The following is an 18,262-nucleotide window of genomic DNA, read 5'->3' on the forward strand; positions in this document are numbered from 1 at the left end:
TAATCTTTTGGCACGCGCGTTGAAGTTGTTGGGTTGTTCAGGGAGTACCAAATGAGGTCCGCGGCCGAAGCCATCAAGCCCGCGACAGGAAGGCTTGCGGACCCTCTCGATCAAGTCGACTACCGCCTCGCTCAGACCCCGGAACAGAAAGACGAGATCTACCGGCTCCGCTATCGCGCCTATCTGCGCGAAGGCGCGATCCGGCCTTCGGCCGACGAGCGCGTTGTCGATGCGTTCGATGATGCGCCGAATGCCTGGGTGTTCGGCGTCTATCTGCAAGGCGAGCTCTGCAGCTCGATCCGCATCACCGTGGCGACGCCGGAGTGGCGCTCCTCGCCGACGATCGAGGTGTTCGGCGACGTGCTGCTGCCGAAGCTCGACCAGGGTCTCGTCTTCATCGATTCGACGCGCTTCGTGGCGGATCCCGACAAGGCGCGGAACAATCCGGAACTGCCCTATGTCACGGTGCGGCTCGGCTCGACCGCGGGCGTGCATTTCAATGCCGATTACGGCCTGGCGCCGGTCCGGCCGGAGCACATGGCGTTCTACCGGCGCGTGTTCCTGCACGAGACCTGGTCGGAGCCGCGGCTCTATCCCGGGCTTGTCAAGCCGGTCGGCTTGATGGCGTCGCATCTGCCGACGGTGCGGGAGCGCGTGCTTGCCCGCTATCCGTTCCTGCGCTCGAGTGCCTTCGAGCGGCGGATGCTGTTCGACCGGGAGGGCCAGCTGCAGCCCGACGGGTTTGTCCGGCCGTTCGAGCGTGCCTCGATCGTGCCGAATCCCTGAGAAAACCGGCGTTCTGATCGATCTGGCGCTGACCACCTGTTGCGCGCAGGTCAAATTGCCCTGCAAAAGCGGCCGGTTCCCGCGAACCTTGCCTTCCCTTCACCATCGCGCCACATTTGCCACCCATTAACCATCGGGGGCGCTTTTCGCCATTGCCTGGCATTTGATGGGGTCGAGCAAGGTCTCGTCAAGGTTGACGGAACGTTCGCTTAACCATCGCCCTGTAGACCGATTGGGTAGTACGAAGAGCGTGAGCGTGGAGGCTCCGGGAATGAATTATCTCCAGGGTATGAAGCTGGTTGCGGTTCTGGCGGTGGCGCTGTCGATGGGCGCCTGCGCCAACAAGAACCCGTTGGACGCCAATGGCGCAATCGGGGGCGCCGCGGCCCCGGGCAGCCAGCAGGATTTCGTGGTCAATGTCGGCGATCGCGTGTTCTTCGAGAGCGATCAGACCGATCTCAGCCCACAGGCGACGGCGACCCTCGACAAGCAGGCGCAGTGGCTGCAGACCTACAACCGCTATTCCTTCACCATCGAAGGTCATGCCGACGAGCGCGGCACGCGCGAATACAACATCGCGCTCGGTGCTCGCCGTGCCCAGTCGGTTCGCGCCTACCTCGCCTCGCGCGGCATCGATCCGAGCCGCATGCGCACCATCTCCTACGGCAAGGAGCGCCCGGTCGCGGTCTGTAACGACATCTCCTGCTGGTCGCAGAACCGCCGCGCCGTCACCGTGCTGAACGCCAGCTCCTGACGCGATCGCTGGATCGATTTTCCGAGCCGGCGCCTTCGGGCGCCGGCTTTGTTTTTGACCCGCGAAAGCCTGGCACGCCGCCGTCATCAAGATGAACGAAGCTGCGCGCAATTGGCCGCTTGCTTGTTCCACCGTCCGTACTAAACCGGTATCTGCGACGCTGCGGCGGATTTGAACTGCCAGTCACAATTCCGGCGTACTCCGTCCCTCAATGTCGCTCGCTTTTCACGTCGATCTCGTCGTCAGGGCAAAATGTCATCCAGGCTTCATTTCCTTTCTTCCGCCGCGGCGATCGCGGCGCTGTTCGCCGTTTCCGCACCGGTGTTTGCCCAATCAGACGATTCCGATGCGGAGATGCGGATCGAGCGGCTCGAAAATCAGCTGCGACAGCTGACCGGCCAGAACGAGGAGCTACAATACCGCAACCGCCAGCTCGAGGAGCGGCTGCGTCAGCTTGGCGGCCAGCCGCCCGGCGCTCCCGGCCAGGCTCCGGCAGCCCAACCCAACGTCGCGGCGGTGCCGCCGGCGCAGCAGCCGCAGGCCTATCCGCAAGCTCAGCCTGGCTACGGCCAGCCGCAGCCGGGCTATGGCCGGCAGCCCCAGGGCGGCTATGACCAGCAGCAGATCGCCGCGCCTGCGCCGATCGTGCAGGAGCCCGCGCCGGCAGCTTCGCCCGGCCGCCGCAGTCGCGGCGATGCCTTCGATCCGAGCCAGAACCCGAACGCCCCGGGTGCGCCGCGCGCCCTCGGTGGCGGCCAGATGCCGATGCCAGGCGATGCGGCGGTCGGTGCGCCCGGCGGCCGCGGGGCGGGCGAGCCGCTCGAACTCGGCAACACCAGCCCGCAGCGCGCCCCCGGCGCGAGCGCAGCGCTGACCACATTGCCGCCGTCGGCGACGTCGAAAGACGAGTTCGACCTCGGCATCGGCTACATGCAGCGCAAGGACTATGCGCTCGCCGAAGAGACCATGAAGAACTTCGCCCAGAAATATCCGAGCGATCCCTTGGTGGCGGACTCGCAATACTGGCTTGGCGAAAGCTATTTCCAGCGCCAGCAATATCGCGACGCGGCGGAAACCTTCCTCGGCGTGACCACCAAATACGACAAGTCCGGGAAGGCGCCCGACGCCCTGCTGCGGCTCGGCCAGTCGCTGGCGGCGCTGAAGGAGAAGGAGGCCGCCTGCGCGGCGTTCGGCGAGATCGCGCGGAAATATCCGCGCGCCTCCGGCGGGGTCAAAGCCGCGGTTGACCGCGAGCAGAAGCGCGTGAAGTGCTAAACCAGCAAGGGAAGGCCGCTTCCGGCCTTTCCGCGACATGCTGGTTCTGCGATGCCCGACGACCAAACCGCCATCTCGGCCAAGGACGCCAAGCGCTTGTTCGCTGGCCTTGCGTCGGCGCCGGCGATCGTGCTCGCGGTGTCCGGCGGTCCCGATTCAGTCGCGCTGATGTGGCTCGTCACGCGCTGGCGCCGCGCGCTGGCGCGAGGACCAAATCTGGTGGCGGTCACGGTCGATCACGGCCTGCGTCCGGAAGCGGCGCGCGAGGCGCGCGACGTCAAGCGCCTCGCGCGCAGCCTCGACCTGCCGCATCACACGTTGCGCTGGAACGGGCCGAAGCCCGCGACCGGCGTGCCGGCCGCAGCACGCGCGGCGCGCTATCGCCTGCTCGCGCAGGCCGCGCGCAAGCACGGCGCCACGCACATCCTGACCGCGCACACCCGTGACGACCAGGCCGAGACGCTGTTGATGCGGATGCTGCGCGGCAGCGGTGTCGCGGGCCTTGCGGCGATGGCGCGCGAGACCGAGCGCGACGGCATTGTGCTGACGCGGCCGCTGCTCGATGTCTCCAAGGCGCAATTGATTGCAACGCTGAACAAGGCGCGGATCGGCTTTGCCGACGATCCGACCAACCGCGATGTGTCCTTCGCGCGGCCGCGGCTGCGCGCGCTGATGCCGCTGCTGGCGGAGGAGGGCGGTGACGCGCGGAACCTGGCACGGCTTGCGGCGCGGATCGCGCGCGCCAATGCCGCGTTGGAGGTGCTGGTCGACGGCGCCGAGCGCTATCTTGCGTTGAAAAGCGAGGATAACCTTGGTGCCGGTTTCGACGCTGCCCTGTTCGCGGTGATGCCCGACGAAATCCGTCTTCGCCTGCTGAAGCGCGCCATCGACCGCACCGGATATGAGGGGCCGGCCGAACTCGGCAAGGTCGAAACCCTGCTCGCGGCCGTCGATGAGGCGTTGGATCGGGCTTCGAGACAACGCGAATCCAGGCTGAAACAGACCCTTGCCGGAGCGGTCGTCAGCGTCGCCTCCGGGCGCATCAGGATCAGCCCGGCGCCGCCCCGCCGGGGGCGTTCCGGCTAGGCCCGGTTCGATTGGTTCAATCGCTGTCATAATCCGGCAAGGTGGCTTAACCACCCCGGAAAAACACCGGATTCTGCGTCATTTTTTGACCGGGAATCGGGCTAGGATGCGGTAAATAGTCGTGCGCAGTTCCCTTGGCATCGACCCCTGCGGCACCTAGATTGTATGCCATCACGGGATGGATTCCCTGGGGATTCCCACAGAGCCTGCCCAAGGATAGAGAGAGGCCGCGATCCGCGCGACCACGAAGGAAGACCATGAACGCCAATCTGCGGAATTTCGCCCTCTGGGTCATCATTGTCCTGCTGCTGCTGGCGTTGTTCACGCTTTTCCAGAATCCTGGCCAGCGCTCGTCGTCCTCGGAGATCTCGTTTTCGCAGCTTCTGACTGAAGTCGATCAGGGCCATGTCCGCGACGTCGTGATTCAGGGGCCGGATATTCACGGCACGTTCAATAACGGCACCAGCTTCCAGACCTACGCGCCGAGCGATCCGACGCTCGTGAAGCGGCTCTATGACGCCAAGGTGCAGATCTCCGCGAAGGCCCCCGGCGACAACGTGCCGTGGTTCGTCTCGCTTCTCGTCTCCTGGTTGCCGTTCATCGCGCTGATCGGCGTCTGGATCTTTCTGTCGCGACAGATGCAGGGCGGCGCCGGCAAGGCGATGGGCTTCGGCAAGTCGCGCGCCAAGATGCTGACCGAAGCGCATGGCCGCGTCACCTTCGAGGACGTTGCCGGCGTCGACGAGGCCAAGCAGGATTTGCAGGAGATCGTCGAGTTTCTCCGCGACCCCGGCAAGTTCCAGCGACTCGGCGGACGGATTCCGCGCGGCGTGCTGCTGGTCGGCCCTCCCGGCACCGGCAAGACGCTGATCGCGCGCGCGGTGGCGGGCGAAGCCAATGTGCCGTTCTTCACCATCTCCGGTTCTGACTTCGTCGAAATGTTCGTCGGCGTCGGCGCGAGCCGCGTCCGCGACATGTTCGAGCAGGCCAAGAAGAACGCGCCCTGCATCATCTTCATCGACGAAATCGATGCGGTCGGCCGTCATCGCGGCGCCGGTCTCGGCGGCGGCAATGACGAGCGCGAGCAGACGCTGAACCAGCTGCTGGTCGAGATGGACGGCTTCGAGGCCAATGAAGGCGTGATCCTGATCGCGGCGACCAACCGTCCCGACGTGCTCGATCCCGCGCTGCTGCGTCCCGGCCGCTTCGACCGTCAGGTCGTGGTGCCGAATCCGGACGTCGTCGGGCGCGAGCAGATCCTCAAGGTGCACGTCCGCAAGGTGCCGCTGGCGCCGGATATCAACCTCAAGACCATCGCGCGCGGCACCCCGGGCTTCTCCGGCGCCGACCTGATGAACTTGGTCAACGAGGCTGCGCTGACCGCCGCCCGCCGCAACAAGCGGATGGTGACGCAGGCCGAGTTCGAAGAGGCCAAGGACAAGGTGATGATGGGTGCCGAGCGCAAGTCGCTCGTCATGACCGAGGAGGAGAAGCTGCTGACGGCCTATCACGAGGGCGGCCACGCCATCGTCGGCCTCAATGTCGTCGCCACCGATCCGATCCACAAGGCGACCATCATTCCGCGCGGCCGTGCGCTGGGCATGGTGATGCAGCTGCCGGAGCGCGACAAGCTGTCGATGTCGCTGGAGCAGATGACCTCGCGCCTCGCCATCATGATGGGTGGCCGCGTCGCCGAAGAGCTGATCTTCGGCCGCGAGAAGGTGACCTCGGGTGCCGCCTCCGACATCGAGCAGGCGACCCGCCTGGCCCGCATGATGGTGACACGCTGGGGCCTCTCGGAAGAGCTCGGCACCGTCTCCTATGGCGAAAACCAGGACGAGGTGTTCCTCGGCATGTCGGTCTCGCGCACCCAGAACGCGTCCGAGGCCACCGTCCAGAAGATCGACTCCGAGATCAAGCGTCTGGTCGAGGAGGGCTACAAGGAAGCGACCCGCATCCTGACCGAGAAGCACGACGATCTCGAAGCCCTCGCCAAGGGTCTGCTCGAGTTCGAGACGCTGACCGGCGACGAGATCATCGACCTCCTGAAGGGCAAGAAGCCCAACCGCGAGTCGGTGCTGGAGCCGTCGACGCCGCGCGCCTCCGCCGTGCCGCCGGCCGGCAAGCCGCGCCCGCGTCCCGATCCGGACACCGGCCTGGAGCCGCAGCCGCAGGCGTAAGCCTCGCCAGCCATGGCCGGCTATTCCGGCAAACCGATTGTGCAAAAGCTCGGCCTCAAGCCGGGCTTTTGTATTTTTGTCGACGGCTTGTCCGTGCCCTATCGCGACATCGTCGGCGAGCTGCCCGCTGGCCTGACGATAGCGAACACCGCGGCGGCGCCGCTCGATGCCGTGCATGTGTTCTCCGCCGGGGCCAAGGGGCTTGCCGCCAAGCTGCGGCGCTACCGCAAGGCGATCGCGCCTGACGGCATGATCTGGGTGTCATGGCCGAAGAAGAGCTCAGGCGTCGCGACCGATCTCGACGACAGGGTCGTGCGCGAGGCCGGGCTCGCGTCCGACCTGGTCGACATCAAGGTCTGCGCCGTCGATGCGACGTGGTCGGGACTGAAATTCGTGATCCCCGTCAAGGAGCGCGGCAAGCGCTGAGATCGGCGCGGCGAATCTGCTTGGCCTCGATTGCGGCGCCGTGGCATCCTCGCGCCAAGCCGTCAAACGGCATCGCCGCGTCGTCTCGGAAGCGCGGCAGAAAAAGGGGAGGGGAGGCCGATGCGCAAGGCAGTCGGCGCGCTTGGCGCCATTTCGTTCCTGCTGTTGCCCGCCGTTTCGTTCGCCGCCGAGATGCGCGGCGTCACATCGACCGAAATCAGGATCGGCCAGACCATGCCCTATAGCGGGCCGGTGTCGGCGTTCGGCGCGCTCGGCAAGGGCGAGGCCGGCTATTTCAGGATGCTGAACGAGCGCGGCGGCATCAACGGCCGCAAGATCAACTTCATCTCGCTCGACGATTCCTACGCGCCGCCGAAGACGGTGGAGCAGACCCGCCGTCTCGTCGAGAGCGACGAGGTCGCGCTGATCTTCTCCTCGATCGGCACCGCGCACAACACCGCGATCGCAAAGTACCTGCAGGCCAAGAACATCCCGCAACTGTTCCTTGCCTCCGGCGCCTCGAAATTCGGCGACATCGCGCAATTCCCGCAGGCGATCATGGGCGTGCAGGCGCCGTTCCGCTACGAGGCGCGGCTCTACGCGCGCTATGCGCTGGCGAAGAATCCGAACGCGAAATTTGCCGTGATCTCGCAGAACGACGATTACGGCCGCGACTATCTCGCGGGCCTCAAGGACGTGCTCGGCGAGAAATATGATTCCGTCGTCACGGTTGCGACCTACGAGATAGCGGACCCGACGATCGACTCGCAGATCGTCAAGCTGAAGGCGACCAATGCCGACGTCTTCGTGATCGCGGCGACGCCGAAATTCGCAGCGCAGTCGATCCGCAAGGCCTATGAGATCGGCTGGCGGCCGATGACCTTCCTGTCCAACACCGCGGTGTGGATTTCGACCGTGATGCAGCCGGCCGGTTTGGAAGCCGGCACCGGCATCATCTCGACGGCCTATGTGAAGGATCCGGACGATCCGGCCTGGAAGGACGATCCCGGCATGAAGGGCTGGCGCGACTTCATGACCAGATATTTGCCCGACGGCGATCAGCACGACACCAACTATGTCAACGCCTACAACAGCGCGATGGCGCTCGAGGCCGTGCTGAAGGCCTGCGGCGACGATCTCTCGACCGAGAACATCCTGCGGCAGGCGTTCGCGATCAAGCAGCTGGAACTGCCGATGCTGCTGCCGGGCATCAAGCTCAATACCTCGCCGTCCGACCACGTGCCGGTCGACCAGATGCAGCTGATGCGCTTCAACGGCAAGACCTGGGACCGGTTCGGCGAGTTGCAGACGGGGAATTAGGTCGAGATCGATGGCACCTTGGATGCGCGTTCCGCACCTTAATCCGTCATCCTGAGGAGGCGCGAAGCGCCGTCTCGAAGGATCGACGGCCCGACTGGTGGCCGATTCATCCTTCGAGGCTCGCTCCGCTCGCACCTCAGGATGACGGGACGAGTGGAGCTGCGATTCTTGCGCGGAATAGGATGGCCTACTTCGACCCCTCAGCCGCCGGCGCTGCGTCGGCCCTCTCGTCCGATCGCACATGGATGACGGCGACGTCGTCCTTGTAGAGCCGCTTCCAGCCCTTGAGGTGATCCAGCGCGTTTCCGGCAGGGGAATCCGAGCTCAGCAGCGTAGCGTCGATGCGGTATTTGTCGAGCAGGGCCAGCAGCCGCCCGACGTCGCGGGCATCGAGCGCATCGTAATAGTCGAGCACGAATTGCTCGCCATAGAGCTCGGCGCGGCCGTCGATGAACACCTTCATGTCGCGGCTCACCATGTAGCCGCCGAACGGCGCGGTGCTGAACACGCGCTCTGCCTTGTGCTGCTGCAGCACGTCGACCGCGGCGACCGGCGAGAACATCGGCAGGAACTTGAACTGATGCTGCGCGACGAACATCGTCGTCGTCACCCACGCGCCGATCACCATCGCGACCGCAGCCAGGATCGTGACGATTGGGAGGGAGCGGGTTTCCTCGAAGCGGGAGGTGGGAGCGCCTGCCGTTCCCCATTGTTCTGATATCGGCTTGGCGAGCACCAATGGCGCGATGAACGCGAACACCTCGATGTTGCGGACATGGCTCAGCGCCATCCAGATCAGTCCGAGCAGCAGCAGGATCCGGGGCACCGACAGCGTCAGCCTGCGATAGCAGATCAGGCCGATCAGGCCGAGCAGCGTGGCCTCGAAGAAGCTGGGCTTGCTGAAATCCGCGGGCTTCCATTCGCCGATCAGGGTCAGCAGCTTGCCGAGGCTGAGGATCTTGGTTGCGCCCAGCAGGCTGTTCCAGCCGTACGGCGTCACGCAGCTCGCGGCGAGTGCCGCGACGCCGAACAATCCCCATCGCATGATGAGCTGACGGCGGCGGCTTGGCTCCGCATTCCAGATAGCCTCCAGTCCGATCGGTCCGATCAGCGCCAGGCCGAGAACGAAGCCGCCGTGCAGATTGGCCCACAGCGTCATCAGCGGCAGCAGCCACCATGACGGGGAGGTGCGGCGATCCGCGGCCACGAGCAGTCCGCCGATAAACGCCAGCGACACCGGCAGCGCCAGCATGTGCGGCCGCGCCAGGAAATGGATCGTCGACAACAATAGCGCCAGCGCCGCGATCAGCAATGCGCGCGCCGGATCGAAATACGGGCTCAGCAGATGCAGGAAGACCGCGACTGTCACGCCGATCGCGATCGAGGTCAGGATCACCGGCCCGGCCCAATCGCCGCCATAGACGAGGGCGTAGGCCACCTGCGACAGCCACGAGCTCGAAATCCACGGCTCGCCGAAACGGGTGAATGAAAACACGTCCGACGTCGGCATCGCGCCGTGGTCGAGGATCCACTGACCGACCTTGATCTGCCACATCGTGTCGGTGTCGCGCAGCTGGATCTCGCCGGCCGAGAGATAGAACAGATAGGCGCCCACTGCAGCGCAGAGCGGCAGCAATCCGCGCGTCGCAGTGCGGCTGGTCACGCTGCTGGTGATGGAGAGTGACATGCGCTTTCTGGTTTCGGCCGGAGATATCAACGCCACGTGTGACGCTTCGCGCGCACTCGACCACGGCTTCCGATAAATTCGGGTAAATGCGGCCGCGATATCGCGGGGCCGCCGCGAGACCGGACGGCTCGACGTCGAGCGATCTGGTTAGCTGGCCATTCACCATCGCAAACCTGTCGTCCGGCCCCGGCCGACCGGCGCTTGCTCGGGCCTCGGCGCCCTGGCTCAATCGGAGGTGGAACAGGCGCGTCGCAAAATCCTTACAATTCCAGCTTGTCATTCAGTCTGAATAGTTGTTCACTTCTTCAGGCGATTGCGGGATCAATCGCACAAAACATTGAAGTCGCGTGTGTTCTGCCGGTGGGCGCCGGCCGGGATGCACGGGTGGGGGGACGGAACGCCATGGTCTATCGGCGAACTCATCAGGTTGTGAAACGGCTGGCTGCGCGGCGCAGCGCCATCCTGTCGGCTGCGCGCGACGCGGCGGCGGCGGGCGGCATGGCGGCGGTCCAGATCGCACCGGTCGCGGTGCGGGCCAATGTCGCGGCTGGCACCGTCTATCGCTACTTCCCGTCGAAGGCCGAGCTGATCTCGGAACTGATCACGGAAGTCTCGCGCGACGAGCTGACGGCGATCCGGCGCGCCGCGGATGCAGCACCAGGGCCGTCATCGGCGCTGGCCGCCGCGGTGACGACGATTGCGGTCCACGTGCTGTCGCAGCGCAAGCTCGCCTGGGGCATTCTGGCCGAGCCTGTCGATGTCGACGTCACCGCCTCGCGCCTCGCCAGCCGCCGCGATATCTCCGGCGAACTCGCCACCCGCATCGATGCCGCCGTGCGCGCCGGCCATCTGCCGGCGCAGGATACCGCGCTCGCCGCCACCGCCTTGCTCGGCGCACTGCACGAGGCGCTGGTCGGCCCGCTGGCACCGAGCAATCTCGACGACCCGATCAAGCTGCGCGATGCGGTGCAGACCGTGACGCTGCTCGCGCTGCGCGCGGTCGGCGTGATGGACGCGCGTGCCCGCGGTCTCGTGGTGCAGGCGACCACCCCGGCAAAGGCGCTGGTCGGCGCTTAACGTCGCGCGACATTGGCTGCGTCGACGATCTGTCGCAGCCGCAAGCGTCGAGAGAGGCAGGACATGAACGAGAGGCCGATTCCCGAAGCAGCCTTGCGCGACAAGAATGCTGTTGAGCTATTGCGTGTTTGGATTGCCGAACAGCAATTGCAATGCTCGATGAAGGTCGGAATGTATCGAGAGACAACGAATGTCGCCGAGGGGCGTGCCTGGGGGATCATTCTTGCCGATGTGACCCGACACCTCGCGATGGCCTTGGAGGCTGGATATTCGGCCGACCGCGACAAAACCATCCGGGAAATTCGTGATTGTTACTTGAAGGAACTTGAAGATCCCACGTCAGGCGCGACGGGTGAGTTCGTCTAGCGCGATCACGGGTCTCATCACGACGCTGAGCGCGGGAGGTGGAGATTTCTCCGTCGCGACCTAAGCAGGAGCCATAGTGGCGAACACTTCCGTCGCATTGGCGTTGTAAGCTTGTGGCTGGGTTCAACCCATCTCAGGGAGCAACAACATGACGACGACCCATGGCTCGGCCAAATGGCAGGGCGGCATCAAGGACGGCAAGGGCGCGATCTCGACCAAGAGCGGCGCGCTCGCGGATTACCCCTATGGCTTCGCCAGCCGCTTCGAGGGCAAGCCCGGTTCGAACCCCGAAGAGCTGATCGGCGCGGCGCATGCCGCCTGCTTCACGATGGCGCTGTCGTTGATCCTCGGCGAAGCCAAGCTCACCGCCGAACACATGGAGACCAAGGCCGACGTGACGCTGGAGAAGGTCGCCGACGGCTTCGCCATCACCGCGGTGCACCTGACGCTGTCGGCGAAGATCCCGGGCGCCGACAATGCCGCGTTCCAGGAACTGGCGGGCAAGGCCAAGGCCGGATGCCCGGTGTCGAAATTGCTCAACACCAAGATCACGCTCGACGCGTCGTTGCAGGGCTGATCGCCTGAGCCGGATGGCCTGATCGTCAGGCCTGCGCGTCGCCGTTCGGGCCGACCGAGGCGATGCGCAGCATGTTGGTGGTGCCGGGAGCGCGCAGCGGCACGCCGGCGACGATGATGACGCGCTGACCGGCCCTGGCGAAGCCGTCGCGGAACGCAATCGAGCCGGCGCGATCGACCATGTCGTCGAGATCGTGCGCGTCCTCGGCGACCACGCAATGCACGCCCCACACGACGGCCAGCTTGCGACCGGTGACGAGATTCGGCGTGATCGCGACCACCGGGACCTTGGGGCGCTCGCGCGCCACGCGGATCGCGGTCGAACCCGACGACGTCCAGCAGATGATCGCCGATAGATCCAGCGTCTCGGCGATCTGCCGCGCGGCATCGGCGATGGCGTCGCCCACCGTCGGCTCCGGATCGGCGCGCTGCGCGTTGAGCACGCCGCGATAGGTCGGGTCGCGCTCCACTTCCTCGCCGATGCGATTCATGGTCGACACCGCCTCGACCGGGAATTTGCCGGCAGCGGATTCCGCCGACAGCATGATGGCATCGGCGCCTTCATACACGGCGGTGGCGACGTCGGAGACTTCGGCACGGGTCGGCACCGGGGCCTGGATCATCGACTCCAGCATCTGGGTCGCGACCACCACCGGCTTGCCGGCGCGGCGCGCCATCCTGGTCATCTGCTTCTGCAGGCTAGGCACCCGCTCCAGCGGCAGCTCGACGCCGAGATCGCCGCGCGCCACCATCAGCGCATCCGATGCTTCGATGATGTCGGCGAGGCGGTCGATCGCCTGCGGCTTCTCGATCTTGGCCATCACGGCGGCGCGGCCGCGGATCATCTTCTTGGCCTCGAGCACGTCCTCGGCCCGCTGCACAAAGGACAGCGCGACCCAGTCGATGCCCTCCGGCAGCGCGGCTTCGAGATCGGCGCGGTCCTTCGGGGTCATCGCCGAGACCGGCAGGTCGGTGTCGGGCAGGCTGACGCCCTTGCGGTCCGACATCTTGCCGCCGATCACCACGCGCGTCACCGCGCGGTCGGGCGAGGTCTCCTCGGCGATCAGCCGCACCTTGCCGTCGTCGAGCAGCAGCGCGTGGCCGGGACGAAGCGCGGCGAGGATCTCCGGATGCGGAAGCTGGACGCGGCTGTTGTCGCCGGGCGTCTTGTCGGAATCCAGAATGAAGCTCTGGCCGTTCTTGAGCTGGGTCGAGCCCTCGGCGAAGGCGCCGAGCCGCAGCTTCGGGCCCTGCAGGTCGACCAGGATGCCGATCGGCCGGCCGTAGCTCGATTCGACATTGCGGATGGTCTTGACCAGCTCCCGCATCTTGTCATGCGGGGTATGGCTCATGTTGATGCGGAACACGTCGGCGCCCGCCTCGAACAGCTTGCGGATCATCGCGCTGTCTGAGGAGGCCGGGCCGAGCGTTGCGAGGATCTTGATTCGGCGCAGTCGTCTCATGGTTTGTTTCCGGGTGGTGCGGCTGGCGGCAGACCAGACGCGCCCGGAGGCGCTGCGCCCGGCGGCGGGTTGGGCAGGCCCGGCATCGCGCCGGGGCTTCCCGGGGCCACGCCGCCCGGCATTCCCGGTACTTTCTGCGGCTGTTGTTCGTTGGCTTCGGTCAGTTGGACGGTCCATGCACGCTGCTCGCCGGTGTCGACCTCGAAGAAGCCGGTGCGGTCAAAACCGCGGGCTAGGCAATTCTCGGTACCCTTGATGGTGAATTCCTTGTCGCGCGAGCACATGAAGGCCTGGCCGGACCATTCGCCGCCGCGATCGTAGTCAAGAGCGTAGATGTAGTAGTAGCGCGCGACAAGGTTGCCGCGCAGCAGGGTCTCGCAGGTCCGCGACGACACGTTCCACCAGCCTTCGGTGGTCCAGCCCTCGGCGTCCTTGTAGCCGAGCGCGATCCCGACCCGGCTCGAGGTATTGTTGCAGAGCCGGAAATCGGCCGCGGCCGGGCTCGTCCACAGGCATGCCGCGGCGAGCGTCAGCACCGGCAGGAGGCCGGCGAGCGTCAGTCGAATGGCGCGGGGAGCTGAGGCGAGAGAATCTATTGGGCTCATGCGGCGAGGCTATATCAAATCATTGACGATTTCGCGTGCCCGGCAGGCACTGTCAACGGGCGGGCGCCCGTCTCCCACGCTGGGGGACCGTGGCAAGTATGGCCTGACAGGCCCGTATTGCGCGCGGATATGGCAAAATCTGTGACAATTCCCACCTGATATCAATATGGTGAACGCCATTCACCGGGATCACGATCATGAGCATTGACGACAAAACCAGAACAGAACTAGAGGCCGCGGTGTTCCGGCGGCTCGTCGATCATCTGCGCAACCGGACCGATGTGCAGAACATCGACCTGATGAACCTGGCCGGCTTCTGCCGCAATTGCCTGTCCAACTGGATGAAGGAAGAGGCCGACGCCAAGGGTGTTGCGGTGAGCAAGGACGAGAGCCGCGAGGCGGTCTACGGCATGCCCTACGAGGAATGGAAGGCCAGGTATCAGGGCAGCGCCACACCGGAGCAGCTTGCGACGATGAAGAAGGCCCAAAGCGGGCATTAGCCGACGGTGTCGTTCCGGGATGGTGCGCGAGCACCAGACCCGGAATCTCGAGATTCTCGGTGCGCAACTGCGCACCTGAGGGTTCGATGCTGCCGCATCGCCCCGGAATGACAATTGTTCCGTGGTCGCCCGCATCTCCTGTGGGCGCGCTGTGGATGAGCGCGATGTTTCCTTGACGGAACGCGCGCCAAAATCGAGGGTCGCCCGCAGCAAGCGGTGCGCGTGGCGCGTATTCGCGCGACCTTTCAAATGCCATTTCAGGAGTACGCGATGGCCACCGCATCTGCCGCCGTTCAGGACGAGCCCGCAACGCGTTTTGCCAAGGACCAGCTCAGGTCCATCATCGAGCGCATCGAGCGGCTGGAAGAAGAAAAGAAGACCATCTCGGACGATATCCGCGACGTCTATGCGGAGGCCAAGGGCAACGGCTTCGACGTCAAGGCGCTGCGCACCATCGTGCGCCTGCGCAAGCAGGATGCCAATGAGCGCCAGGAGCAGGAAACCATCCTGGAGACCTATATGCAGGCGCTCGGGATGCTCTGAGGCCGGCAGGCGGCCCAAGCTACCCCTTCCGGGCCGCTGTCGAGGCTTGGGTGACATCGCGGGATTTGCTAGACTGCGCGCGAGGTACCCAGGCAGATCGTTGACATGGACGTGCCAGGACCAGAGCGCCGGCTCGCTGCGGTCCTCGCCGCCGACATGGTCGGCTTTAGCCGCCTCATGGAGGCTGACGAGACGGGCACCCTTGCGCGTCTGAAGACCCATCGGATCGAGCTGATCGATCCGGCCATTTCCAAAAATCGCGGCCGCATCATCAAGACCACGGGCGACGGCTTGCTGGTCGAATTCCACAGTGTCGTCGACGCGGTGCTGTGCGCGGCCGAGGTGCAGCGCCGGATGGCCAAGCGCAACGCCGACGTCGCGCCGCCACGGTGGATGCAGTTTCGCATCGGCATCAATCTCGGCGATGTGATCGTCGACGGCGCCGATATCTTCGGCGACGGCGTCAATGTCGCCTCCCGCCTGGAGACGCTGGCCGAACCCGGCGGCATCTGCATTTCCGGCGCGGTCCGCGATCAGGTCGGCGATCGCCTGGAAGACCTCAGCTTCGAGGATCTCGGCGATCAGACCGTCAAGAACATTGCGCGCCCGATCCGGGTCTTCCGCATCCACCTCGGAACGGAGCCCGGCAGCGCTTTCGAGCCGGTGAAGAGCGCAACAGCGACCTCCGTCGTCGCCAAGAAGCCTTCGATCGCGGTGCTGCCGCTCGCCAATATGAGCGGCGATCCCGAGCAGGAGTTCTTCGCCGACGGTCTTACCGAGGACATCATCACCGAGCTGTCGCGCTTCCACGATCTGCTGGTGATCTCGCGGAACTCGACCTTCGTGTACAAGGGCAAGGCCGTGAAGGTGCAGGACGTCGCGAAGGAATTCGCGGTCGACTATGTGCTGGAGGGCAGCGTGCGCAAGGCCGGCGGCCGGATCCGGGTCACGGTGCAGCTGATCGATGCCGAGGCCGACCGGCACGTCTGGGCCGAGCGCTACGACCGCGAGCTTGCCGATATCTTCGCGATCCAGGACGAGATGACACGCGCGATCGTGGCGATCTTGCCGGGGCGGGTCGAGGCCGCCGCGCATGATCGCGTCAAGCGCAAGCCGACCGACAACATGGCTGCCTATGAGTGCGTGCTCGCCGCCAAGGTGCTGCATCACCGCTCGGCCCGGGACGACAATATGGAGGCGCAGCGGTTGCTGGAGCGGGCCATCGTGCTTGATCCCAACTACGCTCACGCCCACGCCTGGCGCGCCTGCGTGCTCGGGCAGACCTGGGTCTACAATTGGTGCGAAGACCGCGACGCGACCTTCGCGCAGGTGGCCGGCGAGCTCGAGATCGCGCTCAAGCTCGATGACAATGACAGCGACGTGCACCGGATCCTCGCCGCGCTGAACCTCAACCGCGACGACCATGACAAGGCAACGTTCCATCAGGAGCGCGCGCTCGCGCTCAACCCGAACTACGACCTCGTCGTCGTGCAGCAGGGCGAGCTGCTGACCTGGCTCGGCCGGCCGGAGGAGGGCATCGACTGGATCAAGCGGGCGATGCGGCTCAATCCGTTCCATCCGGAGCGGTTCTGGAGCCATCTCGGCCGGGCCTGCTATTGCGCCGAGAAGTACGCCGACGCCGCCGAGGCGTTCTCGCGGATCACGCGGCCCGATCACACCCACCACGCCTTCCTGGCGGCTACCCTGGCACAGATGGGCAATTCGGTTGCGGCCTCGGCGCATGCCGCCGAGGTGCTGAAGCGCGAGCCGACCTTCTCGGTCGCCGCGCATCTTTCAACCCAGCACTACAAACGCGAGCCCGACCGGGCGCGCTACGAGGCCGGACTGCTCAAGGCAAGGCTGCCGGCCTGACCGGCTTGATCAAGGGCGTTTCCGGAAAAGTCAGCGCAGCGAGGCGGTGCGCAGCACGAAGGACTGGGTGGTCAGGAGCGCGGTCGCCGAGCCCGAGAAACGGTCGCAGGTCATGCCCATCATCGGATCTTCCGAGAAAGTCATGGTGACGGAGGCCTGCGGCTTCACGAAGTGAGTCCGCATCGCGCTCATGTCGGTGTCGCCGAGCACCGTGGTCAGCATGCCGGTGCTGGCGCTCGGCGCCAGCATCACGACGCGCATCCAGATGTCGTTGCCCTTGGCGGCCGAGATGCGCGCCGACGTGGTAATCACGCCCGGTGTGCCCTTGGCAACGACGGTGTTGATTTCGGTGGCCGGCGCCGCCGCGTTGCGGGTCGGGCGCACATTGCGCGGGATCGGCGCCGTTGCCGCGACGATGTTGGCGCGATCCACCGGCGAGGACGCAGCCGGCGCATAGGCCAGCGCCTTGTTGAAGTTCTCGCTCGCGCTGGCGGTGGTCTGCGGATCGGCGCCGCTGACCGATTCACGGGCCTTCAGTGCGGCGATCTGCGCGTCCGACGCCTGTTTCGGCGCGGCATCGTCACCCCAGAAGCCGCGGGCATTGATGATATCGGCGGGCGATTGCGGCGCGGTGTTCTCGGCAGTCTGCACCACCTGCACGGCCGGCTTGGCGTTCGGCATCGGGACGATCTGCGCGTCGGCGGCGGCGAGCTGGATCGCGGCGGCGAACTGCTGCGGCTTGGCGCGCGGCAGCGGAATCGGATCGGCGGATTTGGTGTCGGCAGGTTTGGCGGGTGCTGCGGCGGCAACCACGGTATTGGCGGTGGGCTTGTCGTTCACGGCAGCCCCGCCCTCGTCTTCATCGTCACCCGACTTGCCCGCGCCGAACAGCTTCGCGAACAGGGTCGGCTTGCTGATTGTGGCCGCATCGTCGCCATTGCCGCGGCGCTCGATGTCGGCCTTGGCGAGTTCATAGCCCTTCAGCGGCGTGCCGTCGGTCGGGATATGGACGGTGCGGCCGTCAGGGAACACTTTGACCAGCTGATCGTGGGTCATGCGCGGCCAGTGGCGAATGCCGCCAGTGTCGAGATGCACGAACGGCGAGCCGGAGGTCGGATAGAAGCCGACGCCGCCGCGCTGCAGGCGCAGGCCGGCGTAGCGGATCTGCTCCAGCGGAACGCCCGGAATGAAGAAGTCCATCGCATGCCCCAGCATGTGCTGGCTGTGGCGCGCAACGCCCGAGGAGCGGCGGCGGAGCATGGCATTGGTGGCGGGGGCGCGATAGGCGGAGACGATCTGGATCGGCTGCTTGCCGCCGACGTCGTTGTAGACCTCCCAGAGGATATCGAAGAGGTGACGGTCCATCACCGTCTCGTCCTGGGAGCGCCAGTCGCGCAGGAAATGATTGAGCTGCTTCAGCGCGGCTTCGTCGTAACGGCCGTCGCGCTTGAAGGTGATGGTGAGGTCTTCGTTGGAGTGGGTGTGGTGGAACGAGAGGGTGCGGGTCTGGTTCAGGGCCGTCGCATCGTGCACGGATCCGGCGCCCGCCAACAGCAACAGCGCGGTCAGGCCGACTTGGTACCCGGCCTTAGGCAGCGACAGCGGATTGTAGCGGCGTGCGAAAACAGCCAGCACTATGAGCCCACCCAGTCGACGAGCGTTCGGTCGGCATCTTCGCAGACCCCCTGCGGAAGACGGTGAACGCTTTCTTAAAGCGGGAGGGTTAACCGAGGTTTACCGACCCGC

At 65.6% G+C, this 18,262-nt stretch carries 17 protein-coding genes; 13 read left to right on the top strand and 4 right to left on the bottom strand.

Annotation, left to right across the window (positions count from 1 at the left end; all coding sequences use genetic code 11):
• Positions 1 to 51: 51 nt before the first annotated feature.
• From ACVMB0_RS13680 to ACVMB0_RS13710, 7 genes are all read left to right on the top strand, one after another.
• Positions 52 to 786 carry an N-acyl amino acid synthase FeeM domain-containing protein gene (locus ACVMB0_RS13680; protein ID WP_456750330.1) on the top strand — a complete coding sequence of 245 codons (735 nt, stop codon included), beginning with the start codon at positions 52 to 54 and terminating at the stop codon, positions 784 to 786.
• A gap of 271 nt (positions 787 to 1,057) precedes the next feature.
• Positions 1,058 to 1,540, top strand: a complete 483-nt coding sequence (pal, locus tag ACVMB0_RS13685; protein WP_456750329.1) for a peptidoglycan-associated lipoprotein Pal — start codon at positions 1,058 to 1,060, stop codon at positions 1,538 to 1,540.
• A gap of 252 nt (positions 1,541 to 1,792) precedes the next feature.
• A complete protein-coding gene (gene ybgF, locus ACVMB0_RS13690; RefSeq protein ID WP_461346588.1) occupies positions 1,793 to 2,815 on the top strand; it encodes a tol-pal system protein YbgF in 1,023 nt (340 codons plus the stop codon).
• A 51-nt stretch (positions 2,816 to 2,866) separates the two neighbouring features.
• Positions 2,867 to 3,901, top strand: coding sequence for a tRNA lysidine(34) synthetase TilS (tilS, locus tag ACVMB0_RS13695; protein ID WP_461346589.1), 1,035 nt, complete (start codon positions 2,867 to 2,869; stop codon positions 3,899 to 3,901).
• A 257-nt stretch (positions 3,902 to 4,158) separates the two neighbouring features.
• The gene (ftsH, locus tag ACVMB0_RS13700; protein ID WP_456750326.1) at positions 4,159 to 6,081 is read left to right on the top strand and encodes an ATP-dependent zinc metalloprotease FtsH; all 1,923 of its coding nucleotides are present in this window, start codon (positions 4,159 to 4,161) and stop codon (positions 6,079 to 6,081) included.
• 12 nt (positions 6,082 to 6,093) lie between these two features.
• The gene (locus tag ACVMB0_RS13705) at positions 6,094 to 6,507 is read left to right on the top strand and encodes a DUF3052 domain-containing protein (protein WP_461346590.1); all 414 of its coding nucleotides are present in this window, start codon (positions 6,094 to 6,096) and stop codon (positions 6,505 to 6,507) included.
• Between the two features lie 120 nt (positions 6,508 to 6,627).
• Positions 6,628 to 7,827: an ABC transporter substrate-binding protein gene (locus ACVMB0_RS13710; protein ID WP_461346591.1), complete on the top strand. Its 1,200-nt coding sequence runs from the start codon at positions 6,628 to 6,630 to the stop codon at positions 7,825 to 7,827.
• Positions 7,828 to 8,014: 187 nt separating this feature from the next.
• Here ACVMB0_RS13710 and ACVMB0_RS13715 read toward each other — a convergent pair whose 3' ends face one another.
• Positions 8,015 to 9,514 (bottom strand): hypothetical protein, encoded by a 1,500-nt coding sequence (locus ACVMB0_RS13715; protein WP_461346592.1) that lies wholly within the window; start codon positions 9,512 to 9,514, stop codon positions 8,015 to 8,017.
• Positions 9,515 to 9,916: 402 nt separating this feature from the next.
• Between ACVMB0_RS13715 and ACVMB0_RS13720 the strand changes: the two genes are divergently transcribed.
• The 3 genes from ACVMB0_RS13720 to ACVMB0_RS13730 all read left to right on the top strand — a co-directional run bounded on the left by ACVMB0_RS13720 (position 9,917) and on the right by ACVMB0_RS13730 (position 11,534).
• A complete protein-coding gene (locus ACVMB0_RS13720) occupies positions 9,917 to 10,591 on the top strand; it encodes a TetR/AcrR family transcriptional regulator (protein WP_461346593.1) in 675 nt (224 codons plus the stop codon).
• Positions 10,592 to 10,654: 63 nt separating this feature from the next.
• Positions 10,655 to 10,957, top strand: a complete 303-nt coding sequence (locus ACVMB0_RS13725; RefSeq protein WP_461346594.1) for a DUF5076 domain-containing protein — start codon at positions 10,655 to 10,657, stop codon at positions 10,955 to 10,957.
• A gap of 148 nt (positions 10,958 to 11,105) precedes the next feature.
• A complete protein-coding gene (locus ACVMB0_RS13730; RefSeq protein ID WP_128971061.1) occupies positions 11,106 to 11,534 on the top strand; it encodes an OsmC family protein in 429 nt (142 codons plus the stop codon).
• A gap of 25 nt (positions 11,535 to 11,559) precedes the next feature.
• Here ACVMB0_RS13730 and pyk read toward each other — a convergent pair whose 3' ends face one another.
• Both pyk and ACVMB0_RS13740 read right to left on the bottom strand, forming a co-directional pair.
• Positions 11,560 to 12,996, bottom strand: a complete 1,437-nt coding sequence (gene pyk / locus ACVMB0_RS13735) for a pyruvate kinase (protein WP_461346595.1) — start codon at positions 12,994 to 12,996, stop codon at positions 11,560 to 11,562.
• The gene (locus ACVMB0_RS13740; RefSeq protein WP_461346596.1) at positions 12,993 to 13,601 is read right to left on the bottom strand and encodes a DUF1036 domain-containing protein; all 609 of its coding nucleotides are present in this window, start codon (positions 13,599 to 13,601) and stop codon (positions 12,993 to 12,995) included. The genes pyk and ACVMB0_RS13740 overlap by 4 nt, the downstream gene beginning before the upstream one ends.
• Before the next feature lie 197 nt (positions 13,602 to 13,798).
• Here ACVMB0_RS13740 and ACVMB0_RS13745 point away from each other — a divergent pair, with 197 nt between their 5' ends.
• From ACVMB0_RS13745 to ACVMB0_RS13755, 3 genes are all read left to right on the top strand, one after another.
• On the top strand, positions 13,799 to 14,101 hold the full coding sequence (locus ACVMB0_RS13745; RefSeq protein ID WP_461346597.1) for a DUF1244 domain-containing protein: 303 nt from the start codon (positions 13,799 to 13,801) through the stop codon (positions 14,099 to 14,101).
• Between the two features lie 270 nt (positions 14,102 to 14,371).
• Positions 14,372 to 14,644, top strand: a complete 273-nt coding sequence (locus tag ACVMB0_RS13750; protein ID WP_212016808.1) for a DUF2312 domain-containing protein — start codon at positions 14,372 to 14,374, stop codon at positions 14,642 to 14,644.
• Between the two features lie 105 nt (positions 14,645 to 14,749).
• Positions 14,750 to 16,516, top strand: coding sequence for an adenylate/guanylate cyclase domain-containing protein (locus tag ACVMB0_RS13755; RefSeq protein ID WP_461346598.1), 1,767 nt, complete (start codon positions 14,750 to 14,752; stop codon positions 16,514 to 16,516).
• A gap of 30 nt (positions 16,517 to 16,546) precedes the next feature.
• On the opposite strand, the gene ACVMB0_RS13760 is transcribed toward ACVMB0_RS13755, so the two are convergent.
• The gene (locus ACVMB0_RS13760) at positions 16,547 to 18,151 is read right to left on the bottom strand and encodes a DUF882 domain-containing protein (RefSeq protein ID WP_461346599.1); all 1,605 of its coding nucleotides are present in this window, start codon (positions 18,149 to 18,151) and stop codon (positions 16,547 to 16,549) included.
• Positions 18,152 to 18,262: the final 111 nt, after the last annotated feature.

This window comes from Bradyrhizobium sp. USDA 4451, assembly GCF_054822585.1.